This is a genomic window from Rhizobium freirei PRF 81 (assembly GCF_000359745.1).
Taxonomy (GTDB): Bacteria; Pseudomonadota; Alphaproteobacteria; order Rhizobiales; family Rhizobiaceae; genus Rhizobium; species Rhizobium freirei.
Map to the genome: position 1 here is coordinate 457,282 of NZ_AQHN01000084.1, position 13,362 is coordinate 470,643.

Consider the following 13,362-nt stretch of genomic DNA (forward strand, 5'->3'; position numbering starts at 1 on the left):
AGCCGTTCGTCATCGACGTCCCTTCTTTGAAGGAGCAGAAACCTAAACAGGCAAATTGAGGAGCTTATGATGAAATACATGGCTTTGATCTATTCTGCGCCCGACTCGTCGCCGAATTTCGGTACGCCTGAATTCGGCTCGTTGATGTCGGCTTACCAGGCGGTAACCGAGCGCTTCGCCAAGGATGGCGTTCTGGTTGCGGGTGATGCGCTCGAAGCACCCTCGACGGCAACGACGGTAAGCGTCCGCAACGGCCGGACAGAGACGTTGGACGGTCCGTTCGCCGAGTCCAAAGAACAGCTCGGCGGCTTCTACATCTTCGATTGTGCTAACCTCGACGACGCGATCCGCTACGCTGCGATGATCCCTACTGCGACCTATGGCCGTGTCGAAGTACGTCCTATTCGGAACCTTGCGAACATGCTCTGATGGTCAATGCCCCAGCAGCCGTCCAAACGGCGAACGAGATCGACAGGCTCATCCGTACCGACGGTGGCCGGCTGCTGGCGTGCTTGATTGCGAGGCTGAGGGATTTCCAACTTGCCGAGGACTGTCTTCAGGATGCGCTGGAATCGGCTTTGATCCACTGGGGTCGCAATGGTCTACCGCGCTCGCCGGAGGCATGGCTGATGCGCACGGCGCAGCGCAAGGCAATAGACCGTATCCGCAAGGCAGCCAACTTCCGCGCCAAGTCGGACGAACTGGCGGCCCTGATCGCACTCGACGGTGAAGATGCCGAGCCGCCGGAAGAAGCGGCCATTCCCGACGAGCGGCTTCGCCTCATCTTCACCTGCTGCCATCCGGCGCTTGACCGTAAAACCAGTGTGGCGCTGACGCTGCGCTCCATTTCGGGCCTGACGACCGAGGAAATCGCCCGCGCCTTCATCGTCAGCACTGACGCCATGGCGCAACGCCTGGTGCGTGCGCGTCATAAGATATCCAAGGCGGGCATTCCCTACACCGTCGCGGGGCCTGAAAGCTGGAGCGAGCGGCTCGACGCCGTCCTCGCTGTCATCTATCTCACCTTCAATGAGGGCTATGCCGCCTCGTCCGACCGGCATGTAAGGGTCGACCTCTGCGACGAGGCGATCCGGCTTTGCCGCATTCTCCTGACGCTCTGCCCGCATGAGGGCGAGATCGAGGGGTTGCTCGCCCTCATGCTTCTCCACCACTCCCGCGCAGCGACCCGCCTGGGCGATCTCGGCGAGATCATCCCTCTCGAATGTCAGGATCGGGCTGCATGGAGCCAGGCCATGATCGCGGAAGGCACATCGCTTCTCGAAAGGGCACTCAGGCGCGGGAGACCAGGCGTCTATCAGCTGCAGGCGGCAATCGCGGCCGTGCATGTGGAGGCGCCGTCGTTCCAGGAGACCGACTGGTGCGAGATTGCGCTGATCTACGACGCCCTGATTGCGGTCAAGCCGAACCCTGTATTCGAGCTGAACCGCATCGTTGCCTTGTCCTATGCCGAAGGTCCGGCGGTCGCGCTCGACCGGTTGGCAGCCATCGCCGGCCTGCTCGCCGAATATCAGCCCTATCACGCGGTCAGGGCCGATATCCTTGCCCGGCTCGGCAAAGACGACCTTGCACGCATGGCCTACGAGAAAGCGATAGAGCTTTCGGGCACGGAGGCCGAACGCAACTTTCTTGGCGATCGGATGGCGCGGCTGGCGTGATGCCGATCCATCCGCCGGTGTTCATGTCGCGCAAGAGCTGCGCGATCGTAAAATCGGAGGGACCGCTTTGGCGATGCGGCCGAGAAACTAGCGAGGCCGGCAACACGCGTATTGAGACGACGGCCGAAGTTATCCTTGATCAAACAGGGTTTACTTCAGCATTGACGGCTCGGATCGCGCCGATAAAAGCCAGTCGTCGATCGCAGATTTGCGGAACTGGGTAGCAAATGCCACCATGGTCTCGTGGCCAAGATGGCAGCCGGAATGTCCAAAAGCAGCCGTTGCGGCAATGCGCTCCCCCAGCAATCCCAGCATCGTGACGAAAGTAGAGTTGCAAATGCCGATCCACCGGACCATTATTGCGCGACGTCGCGTTGCACAATGAGGAACGGCATGCTGGATCTGGAGGACATTGCTGTGTTTGCAGAGGTCGCCGATGCGGGCGGGCTAACGCCGGCAGGGCGTCGTCTCGGAATGTCGAAATCGATATTGAGCCGTCGCCTCGCGAGGCTCGAAGAGTCGCTTGGCGTCACCCTGTTCGTGCGCACTACGCGCGGTGTCCAACTGACGGAAGAAGGCGCAAACTTCAAACCCTATGCCGAACGCATGATCGCGGATATGGCGGCGGCGCGCGACGCCATGACCGGAACGGACGAACCAAGCGGAACACTGCGGATTGCTGCGCCTTTGTCGTTCGGGCAGTCGCATCTCGCGCCTCTTTTGGCCGAACTCGGCCTGCGCTATCCGAAATTACGCATCCATGCCTTCTACAGCGATCGGCTCATCGATCTTGTCGGTGAACGCTTCGACGTCGGGATACGGATCGGCGCACTGCCGGACTCCACCCTGCTGGCAACGCGGATTGCGCCGATTAGGAGCGGCGTCGTTGCCAGTCCCGCTTATGTCGAGGCGCACGGCACCCCTGAAACGCTGGATGACATCGGGCGACACCTTACGCTCGTTCATGCCGATCACCCATGGCGATTTCTGAACGGAGCAGATGTTGTCACCCTGCGCCCGCAAGGTCATTTCATGGCGGACAACAGCCAGGCTTTGCTAACCGCCACCTTGGCGGGCCTCGGAATTGCGATGCTGCCGTCGTTCCTGATTGGTCCCGGCCTTCTGTCCGGCGAGTTGGTGCCCCTGCTTGAAGATTATCCTTGCCCGGAAGCGGGGCTCTATCTTGTGAGACCGCCGGTGGCGGGTGCGATGCCAACCAAGGTGAAGGTACTTGCGGATCTCCTTCAGGAACGTCTCGGTCGAGATGTTGAATGGGATGCATGCCAACGGCATCTTGAGACCAGGAAGACCCGGCGTTTGACAAGGGCTGTAACGGCGCCGACACCGCTCGATATGAGTGGTGCCAGCACCTGAACTCCGTCCTGCCACTGGCCGGATAGACCGGCAGTCACCTCCCGAAGACGCACCAGCACCCAGCTTGGGGGACAGGGCGTGATACGTCTTCGAGCATCATGGCGGCGACGCCGCCGTAATCATGCATTCGTCAGCTCACGGATCTCGTAATTGCCATCGCGATCTGATCCTCCGAGCCGCCTCCCATGACAACGCCGCCGATATCGAAGGTCGGCACCGAGCGTATGCCCTTAGCCCGCGATTTGGCGATTTCCTTGTCGCTCTCTGCCTGTTCCTTCGGGTCCGCCAGGATCGTTCGCGCCTGCTGGGCGGTGAAGCCGTGCGGCACGGCGATCTCAGCCAGGACCGCTTTGTCGGAGATGTTTTGGCTGTCGAAGAAGAATGCCTTCATCAACGCCATTGACAGCGCATGTTGCGTACCGCGCTCGCGTGCATGCCTCAACAACGTATGAGCATGGACGGTGCGGTAGATATAAGGCTGCTGCGCGAGACTGAGCGTCAGGTCGAGGCCCGACGCCCGCGCCTCTCCTTCCGGCCCGGCGAAGGCTTTGCCCACCTGCGCGACATCGATGCCGCGCATCCGGAAATAGTCTTCGAGCTTGAATCCCCCCTGCGGTGCGGAGGGATGCAACTCGAACGGATGGTGCTCGATATCAACGTCGAGGTCCGGAAAGCGCTCGCGCAGGACCTTGTCGAGCCGATGTTGCCCGATGATGCACCACGGGCAGACGATATCGGTGTAGAAGTCGATTTTCAGCATTGGTCAATTCCGCGAGCTCGACATCAAGCGGCGAGCGTCTGGATGGTGTCGAGTGCGCCGCGTAGAGCGGTTTCGCGGAACTCGGGACCAACCGCCACGCCTTCAGCAATGATAAACTCGACGTCGTTGATGCCAACGAGCGAGAAGACGGAACGCAGATAGGTTTCGGCATGCTCATGCTGAGCGGCTGCCGATCCCTCTGCGTAGTAGCCACCGCGCGCCAGAGCGACGATCACTCGCTTTCCTGCCGCGAGACCGATAGGCTGGTTGGGACCGCCGTAGCGGAACGTCTTGCCGAAGACGACGATCCGGTCGATCCAGGCTCTGAGCGTGCTCGGGACCGAGTAGTTGTAGAGTGGGACACCCAGCACGACGATATCCGCAGCCATGAAGTCCTCGAGCACCTTCTTGCTCTCAACGGCGTCGTTCCGTTCAGCGTCGGAAAAGTCGCCTGTATCCATATCCTGTGCAAGCGCCGCGAAGACACGTGCGGTCAGGTGCGGCAGCGGGTGGACCGCAAGATCGCGGTATTGGACGTCGAGACCGGGAATTTCCCGCTTCAGCCGCTCGGCCGTCGCAGCGGACATTTCGCGGCTTATCGAGCCCGTGGCCTGAATGCTCGTGTCGATGTGTAACAGCTTCATTGTGTTCTCCTTACGTGAAACCTTGAGCAAGGAGAATTTACGTCGCGTATACCGCAACGCTAGATGCACGTTCTCGGACATTGAGTTGCTGAATCGGGAACGCCAGTAGTCTCGCGGGCATATCGAAATTGCTCAATTGAGTAACAACTGCCCACGAGACTTCGAACTGGTGGACTTGTAAAATGTCGCGATCCCATGTGGTGGCATCTGCTACCCAATTGCTTGCGTAGATTTGAACAGGGGAGCATCGAGAGCTCCCGTACTCAGCATGTCCGCTCATAATCCAAGATCGGCCAGAGCCTTGCGCATAACATCGGCGTCGGCATCGATCCCGGTCCAGTAGCGAATGGCGATGACGCCTTGGTTGACCAGCATTCCGAGGCCATCGGCGGTGCGGCATCCCCGTGCCTGCGCCTGTTTGAGGAACGGCGTCAGCGGCGGGTTCGGAATGCCGTCGGCCACCACAATGTCGGAGCGCAGGCTGCCGAACTCGATGTCCGGCGCGGCGTCGACATCCGGAAACAGGCCGATCGACGTGGCGTTGATGAGGATGTCCGTGTCCTCCGGTACGTGGTAGCGGCCGTCCCAGGGCCGATAGCGCCCGAGTGCCGGCGTCTGTCCGTCGATGACGGCGGCGACCTCCTCTCCGCGACGGGCGCTGCGATTGACGACTGTGATTTCGGCTGCTCCGGCCAGTGCCATCTCCACGCCGACGGCCCTGGCCGCGCCGCCTGCTCCGAGCAGCACGACACGCTTGGCCGCCGGGTCGATGATTTCGCGCAGTGCGGCGACAAAACCTTTTCCGTCGGTATTTTCGCCGATCAACCGACCATCGCGGCGCACGACGGTGTTGACCGCGCCAATAATACGGGCGGATTGACCGAGCTCGTCCAAATGCTCGATCACCGCCACCTTGTGAGGAAGCGAGCAATTGAAGCCCATCCAGCCCATGGCGCGGGCGCCGCGCACGGCATCCGCCAATGCCTCGGGCGCGACCTCGCAATTGATATATCGCCAGTCGAGACCATGATGGCGATAGGCTGCCTCGATCATGGCGACGGTTGGGTTTTCGGCGGCCGGCATCGCGAAGGAACCGGTGAGCGGCGAAAGAAAATTGTGAACCATAGAAAGCTCCTAAACGATCAGGCGGCAAGATTATCGTTGCGCCAGGCGGCGCGCAGGTGAGTGCCGACGCGCAGCGCCTGTGCGCAGATGGTGAGTGCCGGATTGAGCGCCGCGGAAGACGGGAAGAACGAGGCGTCGACCACGTAGAGGTTCGGATGGTCGTGTGTCCGGCAGAGGGAATTGAGCGCCGACTGTGCGGGATCCGCCCCCATGCGCACCGTGCCGCATTGATGGGACGGCGCCTCGATGCCGAAAGAATGGCGCAGCACGACCGGGAAAATTCGCCGCAGCCGGGAACGGACATGCTCCACGAAGCGATCATGCGCCGGCCCGTCTCCGGGGTGATAAGCAACTTCGACCCGACCATCGGGCAGAAGGCGGACACGGCTTTCGGCCCGCGGCAGGTCCTCGGACATGCATAGCCAGTCGACGCTATGACGTCCGAGGAGATTGGCAAACGGACGCGGTATCCAAGGGTAGGCGGAGCGGATCATCGGCCCCTTGACGTTACCGAGCATTTGAATATTGCCCCGCGCCGCACGGTCGTTTGGCAGGCCATGATAGAAATCGTTGGCGGATAGGGTCTTCGGAAATTTCGTGTCGTTGACGCGAAACGGCATCAGACCCATCAGCCCGGTCAGATGATGGTTCATCAAATAGCGGCCAACGACGCCCGAGCGATTGGCAAGTCCGTTCGGATTGGAGGCGTCGGATGAGCGCAGCAGCAGAAGAGCGGAGTTGATCGCGCCGGCACTGAGGACGAACAGGGGCGCTTCAACGCGCATAAGCTGGCCGTCACGCTGGATTTCGGCCGCCGCTATGCGCCCATCTGCTGCGGGGAGGAGCCGCATGACCTGTGCTTCCGTCCAAAGCGTCACGTTGGGATGTTTGAGGGCAGGCCGGATCAGCCGCGTCTCGCCATCGCCTTTCGCACCATAGCGGCAGGGAAAGGCATCGCAGGTGCCGCAGCGGCGACAGCTTCCGCCGTGGCCGAAATCGACCGCAGATGGCATGAAGAAGGGGCGGAGGCCCTGTGCGCGCAATCTTTCCGCCATGTCGGCGATGATCGGCTCATGTGGAATGGCTGCATGGGGATAAGGGTTGGAACGAACGGCCTCCGTAGGATCCTCGCCTGCCTGTCCACGCACGCCGAACAGACGCTCCGCCTCGTCATAATAGGGTTCGAGATCGGCATAGGAGACCGGCCAGGCCGGGGATATCCCGCCCTCGTGCCGTACCTCGTGAAAATCGCTTTCGCGGAACCGGAACATGGCGGTTCCATAGAACTTCGTGTGTCCGCCGACATAGTAGTATTGGCCGGGGCGGTAGCGACGACCGGTCTCGTCCCGATATTCTTCCTTGGTCCGGTAGCGTGCTTGGGTGAAAACTGCTTCGGCGTCGGCATTTTCCGGCTCGTTGGGTAGGTAATTGCCGCGTTCGAGGATGAGTATCCGTGCCCCCGTACCCGCCAGCTGACGTGCGATCGTGCCGCCGCCAACACCCGATCCGATGATCACCACATCCGGTCTGATTGCCGCGTCCATCTGCTCCTCCTGTTGCCGGGCACAGTGAGATTACAGACGACAATGGATAACGCCATTCCCTCTGACCGCAAGAATTTGTATGATAGCCGCATTCTACTGCGATCTATGCGGAGTAATACGCCAATGCAGCCATGGTTCGAAACGGTTGCCATTCCTGCTGATCGCTCCTGGCTCCTGTTCGACCGGCAATTGCCCGACTTCCCGTTCAACTGGCACTACCATCCGGAATTCGAGCTGACGCTGACGGTCGATAGCGGCGGCGTGCGCTTCGTCGGCGATAATGTGGAGCGTTACGGCGATGGCGATCTCGTTCTGCTCGGGCCGAACCTGCCCCATGCCTGGCAGTCCGAGACGCTCGTGGGAGAGGCGCGGCTGCACCGGGCGATCGTATGCTGGTTCACCCGCGAATGGATCGAGGGCTTGATGGCGTTGATGCCGGAATATGGCGGCCTTGCTTCCTTGGCTGCTGCGGCCGGGCGCGGACTGGAGTTCGATGCGACAACGGTCGCGCGTCTGCGCCCGCGCATGCTGGCGCTCGGCGGGCTTGCGCCGGCGCGGCAAGTCCTGGAATTGCAGGGGATCTTGTTGGATCTCGCCGCAGTTTCTGGGAGGTCGCTGGCCTCAGGGGAGGTTTCCGTCAGCGAAACGCCGCGTGACCGGGAACGGATGCGCCGGGTGCTCACCTGGCTGCACGCGCATTATCGTGAACCGCTGCGGCTCGCCCCGCTCTGCGCTATCGCGCATCTGACGGATAGCCAATTGCAGCGCGTGTTCAAGCGCAGCACCCGCATGTCGATCAGCCAATATGTGATGCAGTTGCGCATTGGCCGGGCCTGCCAGATGCTGATGCAAACCGACCTGCCCATGAGCCATATCGCCAGCGAATGCGGCTTTTCCGATACGGCGCATTTCGCCCATCAATTTCGCGCCGCCAAAGGCCTGCCGCCGACACGCTACCGGCAAAGCTTCAAATCATCGGCAGCGAGCGCTTGAGCGGCCCGGGCATCGCTTACTTATTTCGCGTCAATGACGCGAAGCCGGTCATTGGGCTGGCTGCACCAGATTGGCCAGAAGGCGAAAGGCGCCGGGCACGAGGCGGTCGAGCTGATGGTGCAGGACGAGACTTGTATGCGTATGGCGGCCTTTGCCGATTTCTGCCGAGACCAGCGCGCCGAACAGCGGCTGTTCACCATCGTCATGCATGGAAAGGAGCGGCTGATAGGCCTCATCCCAGCTAGAGGCGAAGTAGAGCCCGCGCTCCTTGTGCCATCCGTTCCAATCATTGTCATCGATGAGGTTCGGCCCGGTCAGCAAGGGATGTTCCGGTATCAGAACGGTGACCGGTGCTGCCGGATTGGTGACGCGCCAGCGCAGCGAAGGCGAGCCGATCGAGAGTTTTTGGGGCGGCGTGTGTTCCGGATGCCAGCCGTCGGATGGACGGTGATAAAGGGTCACCAGATGCCCACCCTGTTCCACGAAGCGGTGCAGCCTGTCCGTTGCGGCTGCCAGATCGTGTCGCAATCCGAAGGCAAATATGCCGACTACGATCGTCGTGAACAGCGAAAGATCACCTGTAAGATGATGCTCTTCGAGCTCGGTGACATCGAACCCCATCCGCTTCAGCCAGAGACAGGTATTGTCGGCACCGCCGCCGATATAGCCGATGCACGCATCCGGCAGGCGCAGGTCGAGCGCGAGTATCGACAGGGCGGTCTGTTCGCGCCAGAGGGCGGTGCCGACATGCCGGTAGCTCGTGGCAGTCGTTTGCCAGGCGGGCTGCCCATCCGCGATCGGCAGCAGGCGCGTCAAACCGGGCTTTAATTCATCAGGCGCACGCACCGTCGCCGCTGATCCCTCCGCCTCGGCAAGCCATCCGTTCTCCGATCCGAAGGCGGTCTTGTTTACATGGCCTTCAACGGCAAGCCCGATCCGCCATTCATTTGTTTGTCGTTGGCGCGTCGAAACGACAAGTGCGGGCGGATCCAGCCGAAGCGACATGGGCGGAACAATGGCAAATTGCTCCTCCAGATCGACAAGGGTTTCCGCCTCGTGCCCATCGAGGCCAGCCTTGAGCCGGATGTATGCCTGTCCATTGCCGCAGAGCGCGCGCCATGCCGGCTCGAAGAGCGGCGAAAGGGCCGCTTGCGGCGAAACGGAGATGGTCAATTTCTCCCGTCCCGGTGTCCGGCTCTCGAAAGACGCGGTGCTGCCTTTCGGCAGAACGACTTCAGCAGTTATAGCGATATCCGCCGCCCCGCTTCCATACTCGACGATAAGGCTAGTTTCGCTGCCTGGGGCCAGGATCGGCCTGTCAAGGCTGGCACGGTCGAATAGCAAAGCTGCTTCGATCAATGCGGCATCGATTTCCCGGAGTTTGCGCTCAAGCCGGTGCCGCTGCAGGAAAGCATCCGGTGAATGGATCAGAGCTGCCTTCAGGTCTTTCGCCGCATCGACCAGTCGTTTGATAATGGTCTCTCGCCGCGGATAGGCGGCAATGGCGTCTTCGATCGCTGCATGGGCATTGAGCAGCTTCTGCGTGGCTTCTTCTGAGAGCCCGCCAGTCGCGGCGAGTTCGGCCAGCGTTTGAGGAAGAGAAGCGAAGATCGTCTCTTCCGAATGGCTCTCCGGCAATTTCAGATGCAGCGGCCATTCGGCTTTTGGCATGTCAGGCCAACGGCCCATGCCCTGCGTGGCATGACAGGCGCGCGACCACTCACCGATACGGTCATAATCCGCCCCGGTTGCCTCGTCGCGGTCGGCCGCGCGGATTTTCAGCGTTGCGTCCGGTGGAGGCAGCTCGTCATCATAGGTATCGCCGCCGCCCGGCCACGCTGGCAGGTAGAATTTTGCGACCCGCCATGGCGTCAGCCCTTCGGCGAAATGTTCCGGATAGGCATTTTCATCCGCCGCGAGCCGCACGGCTTTCTCCGCTGCCCGCGTCATGGCGCGGTGATGGCCGTGCTGGCCGGGAACATCGAGAAAGGTCGGCAGCACGATGTCGGGGCGCTCGGCGCGATAGGCGCGCACCAGACGCTCGACGGTCTTCTCCTCGCCCCAGTGCGCTAAGGTGCCGTCGCCATCCTTGGAAAAGCCGAAATCGTGCACAGCATCGTCCGGGCCATGGCCGAGCCAATGGATATCGCAATCGAGAATGCGCGCCGCCTCTTCCATCTCGCGGCTGCGGATCACGCCGAGCGCGCCGCCACGCTCCAACCCAAGCGCATTCTGTCCGCCTTCGCCACGTGTCGAGCAGGCGATCACGACGCGCGTGCCGAGCGCGAAACGGAAATAGGCCATCAGCCCGCTTTGCTCGTCGTCGGGATGCGCGCCCGCGTGCATCAGCGTCACCGTTGATCGCAGCCTGCTCAGCGCCCGATGCAGTCGGACAAGGGCAGGTGACGATTTCTGGCGCTCGATGCGCTGAAGGGCGGTGAGCATGGTTCCTCGCGTATGGTTTTATAATTCAGAATTCATGTCGAGCTTCGGCGTCATCGCTTCGAACATCGGCAGGGAAGCGGCGCCGAGTGCCGCGGTGAACTTGCCGGTCTGTCCACGCAGCACGCGCGGCAGAGCGCGAGCGCGGCGGCTCGCGACCGAAATCGGCAGCTCGCCCATATGACGGATCAGATCGTCTATGATCTCGTCCGGCAGCATGCCACCCATGATCACCGTTTCGGGATCAAGAATGTTTTCGATCATGGCTATCATCGGCGCGAGGTGGTCGGCGGCGTCCTGCAGCCAGTCGATCACCACCGGGTTGCGCTCCCCATGCAGCTTTTCGAGCGCGTCGAAATCGGTGTTTTCGATGCCTGCTGCATGAAGTTTTTCGCGCAGCGCGTGAAGCGATGCATAGGTCTCGAGGCAACCCTTCTGGCCGCAGGCACAACGGCGTCCGTTCGGCGTAATGACGATATGGCCAATTTCGCCGGCATTGCCGAAAGCGCCGCGAAACGGCGCGCCATCCTGGATCATGCCGAGGCCTATGCCGGCGCCGAAATAGATCATGGCGAAATTGGAGATCGCATGACCGGCGCCGAACAGGCGTTCGCCGACCGCGGCGGCATTGGCGTCGTTTTCGACGAGGACCGGCTCGCCGCAGGCTTCGCTCAGAACCTCTGCCGCATCGATCCCGGACCAGCCGGGCAGGGTGGTCGGGCCGACGGAACTCATGCCCTCGATGTCGAAGGGGCCGGGCATGACGACGCCGATGCCGAGCAGGCGTGCGGGAAATGACGTTCTGACGGCATCGACTTCCGCCCGCAATTGCGCCGAAAGCTTTTCGGAGCTGACGTCGTGAATGGGGCGGACATGCTGCTTGCGCGGTTTGCCCGAAAGGTCGAGCACTGTCGTGACCATGTGGGTCGAGCCCATTTCGACGCCGATGGTCATGGCGCCCTCGGGATTGACGGCAAACTGGATCGGCGGCTGGCCGCGGCCGGTCTTAAGCCGGCCAAGCTGCATCAGGAGGTTATCCGCCACCAGCTCGTCGACGATATTGGCGATCGCCTGTGCCGTGAGATGCGTCAGGCGGGCGATATGCATGCGCCCCAACGGCCCATGACGGCGTACGACATCCAGCACGACGCGACGGTTATGGTCGCGAATTCGTTCGGGATTCTTACCGAGAGTGACGGCCAACGGCATCTTTGCCGGCTGCTGTGTCATGTGTCCTCCTGCCTTCATCGAGGAATAGCGCGGCGTGCTCATAACAGCAATATATTAATTCAACTAAATTATCTTATTGACAAAGCGCATTTAAAATTGAAGCCTAAAGGACAGGGTGGTGAAAGCCGCCCGGCTTCGACGCGGAAAGAGGGTTTTCGCATGGGGTCAAGGAATAGGCGTCGCGCAGCAATGCGCGACATGTGAAGGAACAGGCGGATGGGCGGAGCGCTCGTCCGGAGCCACGCCTGGCAACCGCATTTTGGGAAACCGGCGGATGGGGGCACAAGGGAGGATTTATGCGTAAACTACTATTGGCAGGTCTGGTTGCGGGGTTCAGCGCCCTTGCGGCCAATGCAGCTCAGGCTGTCGAAATCGAATATTGGCAGTATGTCTTCGAGACACGCGTCAAGGCGATGGACAAGCTGATCGAGAATTTCGAGAAGGCCAATCCGGATATCAAGGTCAAGCAGGTCACATTCCCTTACGACGACTATCAGACGCGCGTGATTGCCGCGAAAATGGCGGGCAAGAGCCCGGACGTGATGCAGCTCTTCTATGGCTGGCTCGACAAGTTCGTCGCCGGCGGCATTCTGCAGCCGCTGCCGAAGGACGCCTTCCCGCATGACAAGATCGAAAGCGAATTCTTCCCGATCGTTTCGGCGATGAAGCGCGGCGACGACTATTACGGTCTGCCGACCGCCGTCCGATCGCTGGCCTTGTTCTACAACAAAAAGGCCTTCACCGAAGCCGGCCTCGATCCGAGCAAGCCGCCGAAGACGCTCGACGAACTCGTCGAAGCCGCCAAGAAGACCACGAAGCGAGACGCTTCCGGCAATCTTCTGGCCGAAGGCATCACGCTCGACATGCCGGGCCAGGACCAGCATTGGTGGCGCGAGGTTCTGGTGCGCCAGTTCGGTGGCCAGCCCTATACCAACAAGGATCGCAAGGTCGCCTACAACGATGCTGCCGGCGAAAAGGCGCTCGCCTTCTATACCGGTCTCCAGACCGAGCAGAAGGTCGGCGAAGTCAAGTTCATGGATGAAGGTCAGGCGGCGTTCCGTGCCGGCAAGGCCGCCATGACCATCGACGGTACGTTCCGCCTCGGGTCCTTCCGCAGCATCAAGGATTTCGAGTGGGGCGTGACGGAACTTCCGGCCAATGCCGAAGGTGTTCGTTCCAACTATGCCAGCTACTTTGCCAACGGCATCAGCGCCAAGGCAAGCGGCGAGAAGCTGAAGGCGGCCGAGAAGTTCCTGAACTACATCTCCTCGCCTGAAGCCATGGACATCTGGCTGAAGGATGTCGGCGAGTTGCCGGCGCGCCGTTCCGCGGCCATGACCGAGAAGAACCTGGCCGATCCGATCTACAGCCCGTTCCTTAAAGGTCTGGAATATGCGCATACGACCATGTTCGCCGACGAGCAGAAGCAGCGTCAGATTGCGATCGACATGGCCAACCGCGTGATCCTGGAAAAGCAGCCCGCCAAAGACTCCGTCGATCAGGCGGCCAAGGCCGAGCAGCCGGTGCTCGACGCGGCCAAGTAAGGGCAATGGCAAACCAGCGGAGCGGCATGT

At 61.2% G+C, this 13,362-nt stretch carries 11 protein-coding genes; 5 read left to right on the plus strand and 6 right to left on the minus strand.

The features are described 5' to 3' along the window. Positions 1-69: 69 nt before the first annotated feature. From RHSP_RS25500 to RHSP_RS25515, 3 genes are all read left to right on the plus strand, one after another. Entirely contained in the window at positions 70-429 is a 360-nt protein-coding gene (locus RHSP_RS25500; RefSeq protein ID WP_004125293.1) for a YciI family protein, read from the plus strand. Further along, entirely contained in the window at positions 429-1,676 is a 1,248-nt protein-coding gene (locus tag RHSP_RS25505) for an RNA polymerase sigma factor (RefSeq protein WP_037154419.1), read from the plus strand. The genes RHSP_RS25500 and RHSP_RS25505 overlap by 1 nt, the downstream gene beginning before the upstream one ends. Positions 1,677-2,072: 396 nt before the next feature. Continuing rightward, the gene (locus tag RHSP_RS25515; RefSeq protein WP_157385437.1) at positions 2,073-3,050 is read left to right on the plus strand and encodes a LysR family transcriptional regulator; all 978 of its coding nucleotides are present in this window, start codon (positions 2,073-2,075) and stop codon (positions 3,048-3,050) included. A gap of 130 nt (positions 3,051-3,180) precedes the next feature. Here RHSP_RS25515 and RHSP_RS25520 read toward each other — a convergent pair whose 3' ends face one another. The 4 genes from RHSP_RS25520 to RHSP_RS25535 form a co-directional block, all read right to left on the minus strand. Further along, positions 3,181-3,810, minus strand: coding sequence for a DsbA family oxidoreductase (locus RHSP_RS25520; protein ID WP_004125301.1), 630 nt, complete (start codon positions 3,808-3,810; stop codon positions 3,181-3,183). Positions 3,811-3,833: 23 nt separating this feature from the next. After that, entirely contained in the window at positions 3,834-4,454 is a 621-nt protein-coding gene (locus RHSP_RS25525; RefSeq protein ID WP_004125305.1) for an FMN-dependent NADH-azoreductase, read from the minus strand. A gap of 276 nt (positions 4,455-4,730) precedes the next feature. Beyond that, positions 4,731-5,579: a shikimate dehydrogenase gene (gene aroE, locus RHSP_RS25530; RefSeq protein WP_037154422.1), complete on the minus strand. Its 849-nt coding sequence runs from the start codon at positions 5,577-5,579 to the stop codon at positions 4,731-4,733. A 17-nt stretch (positions 5,580-5,596) separates the two neighbouring features. Further along, positions 5,597-7,123 carry a GMC oxidoreductase gene (locus tag RHSP_RS25535; RefSeq protein WP_004125312.1) on the minus strand — a complete coding sequence of 509 codons (1,527 nt, stop codon included), beginning with the start codon at positions 7,121-7,123 and terminating at the stop codon, positions 5,597-5,599. 123 nt (positions 7,124-7,246) lie between these two features. Between RHSP_RS25535 and RHSP_RS25540 the strand changes: the two genes are divergently transcribed. After that, complete coding sequence (locus RHSP_RS25540) at positions 7,247-8,116, plus strand: helix-turn-helix domain-containing protein (protein ID WP_004125314.1); 870 nt, start codon at positions 7,247-7,249, stop codon at positions 8,114-8,116. 48 nt (positions 8,117-8,164) lie between these two features. Here the strand turns inward: RHSP_RS25540 and RHSP_RS25545 are convergent, their stop codons facing one another. Together RHSP_RS25545 and RHSP_RS25550 are read right to left on the minus strand one after the other, a co-directional pair. Next, positions 8,165-10,561, minus strand: a complete 2,397-nt coding sequence (locus RHSP_RS25545; RefSeq protein WP_037154424.1) for a PIG-L family deacetylase — start codon at positions 10,559-10,561, stop codon at positions 8,165-8,167. Between the two features lie 18 nt (positions 10,562-10,579). Further along, positions 10,580-11,788 (minus strand): ROK family protein, encoded by a 1,209-nt coding sequence (locus RHSP_RS25550; RefSeq protein ID WP_004125319.1) that lies wholly within the window; start codon positions 11,786-11,788, stop codon positions 10,580-10,582. Positions 11,789-12,084: 296 nt separating this feature from the next. On the opposite strand from RHSP_RS25550, the gene RHSP_RS25555 reads away from it, so the two are divergent. Next, positions 12,085-13,332: an extracellular solute-binding protein gene (locus RHSP_RS25555; RefSeq protein ID WP_004125322.1), complete on the plus strand. Its 1,248-nt coding sequence runs from the start codon at positions 12,085-12,087 to the stop codon at positions 13,330-13,332. Positions 13,333-13,362: the final 30 nt, after the last annotated feature.

What these genes read in the sequence shown, in the direction of transcription:
- RHSP_RS25555 (WP_004125322.1), top strand. Translation starts at nt 12,085, where the DNA reads ATGCGTAAACTACTATTGGCAGGTCTGGTTGCGGGGTTCAGCGCCCTT.
- RHSP_RS25520 (WP_004125301.1), bottom strand. Translation starts at nt 3,810, where the DNA reads ATGCTGAAAATCGACTTCTACACCGATATCGTCTGCCCGTGGTGCATC.
- RHSP_RS25550 (WP_004125319.1), bottom strand. Translation starts at nt 11,788, where the DNA reads ATGACACAGCAGCCGGCAAAGATGCCGTTGGCCGTCACTCTCGGTAAG.
- RHSP_RS25500 (WP_004125293.1), top strand. Translation starts at nt 70, where the DNA reads ATGAAATACATGGCTTTGATCTATTCTGCGCCCGACTCGTCGCCGAAT.
- aroE (WP_037154422.1), bottom strand. Translation starts at nt 5,579, where the DNA reads ATGGTTCACAATTTTCTTTCGCCGCTCACCGGTTCCTTCGCGATGCCG.
- RHSP_RS25545 (WP_037154424.1), bottom strand. Translation starts at nt 10,561, where the DNA reads ATGCTCACCGCCCTTCAGCGCATCGAGCGCCAGAAATCGTCACCTGCC.
- RHSP_RS25540 (WP_004125314.1), top strand. Translation starts at nt 7,247, where the DNA reads ATGCAGCCATGGTTCGAAACGGTTGCCATTCCTGCTGATCGCTCCTGG.
- RHSP_RS25525 (WP_004125305.1), bottom strand. Translation starts at nt 4,454, where the DNA reads ATGAAGCTGTTACACATCGACACGAGCATTCAGGCCACGGGCTCGATA.
- RHSP_RS25535 (WP_004125312.1), bottom strand. Translation starts at nt 7,123, where the DNA reads ATGGACGCGGCAATCAGACCGGATGTGGTGATCATCGGATCGGGTGTT.
- RHSP_RS25505 (WP_037154419.1), top strand. Translation starts at nt 429, where the DNA reads ATGGTCAATGCCCCAGCAGCCGTCCAAACGGCGAACGAGATCGACAGG.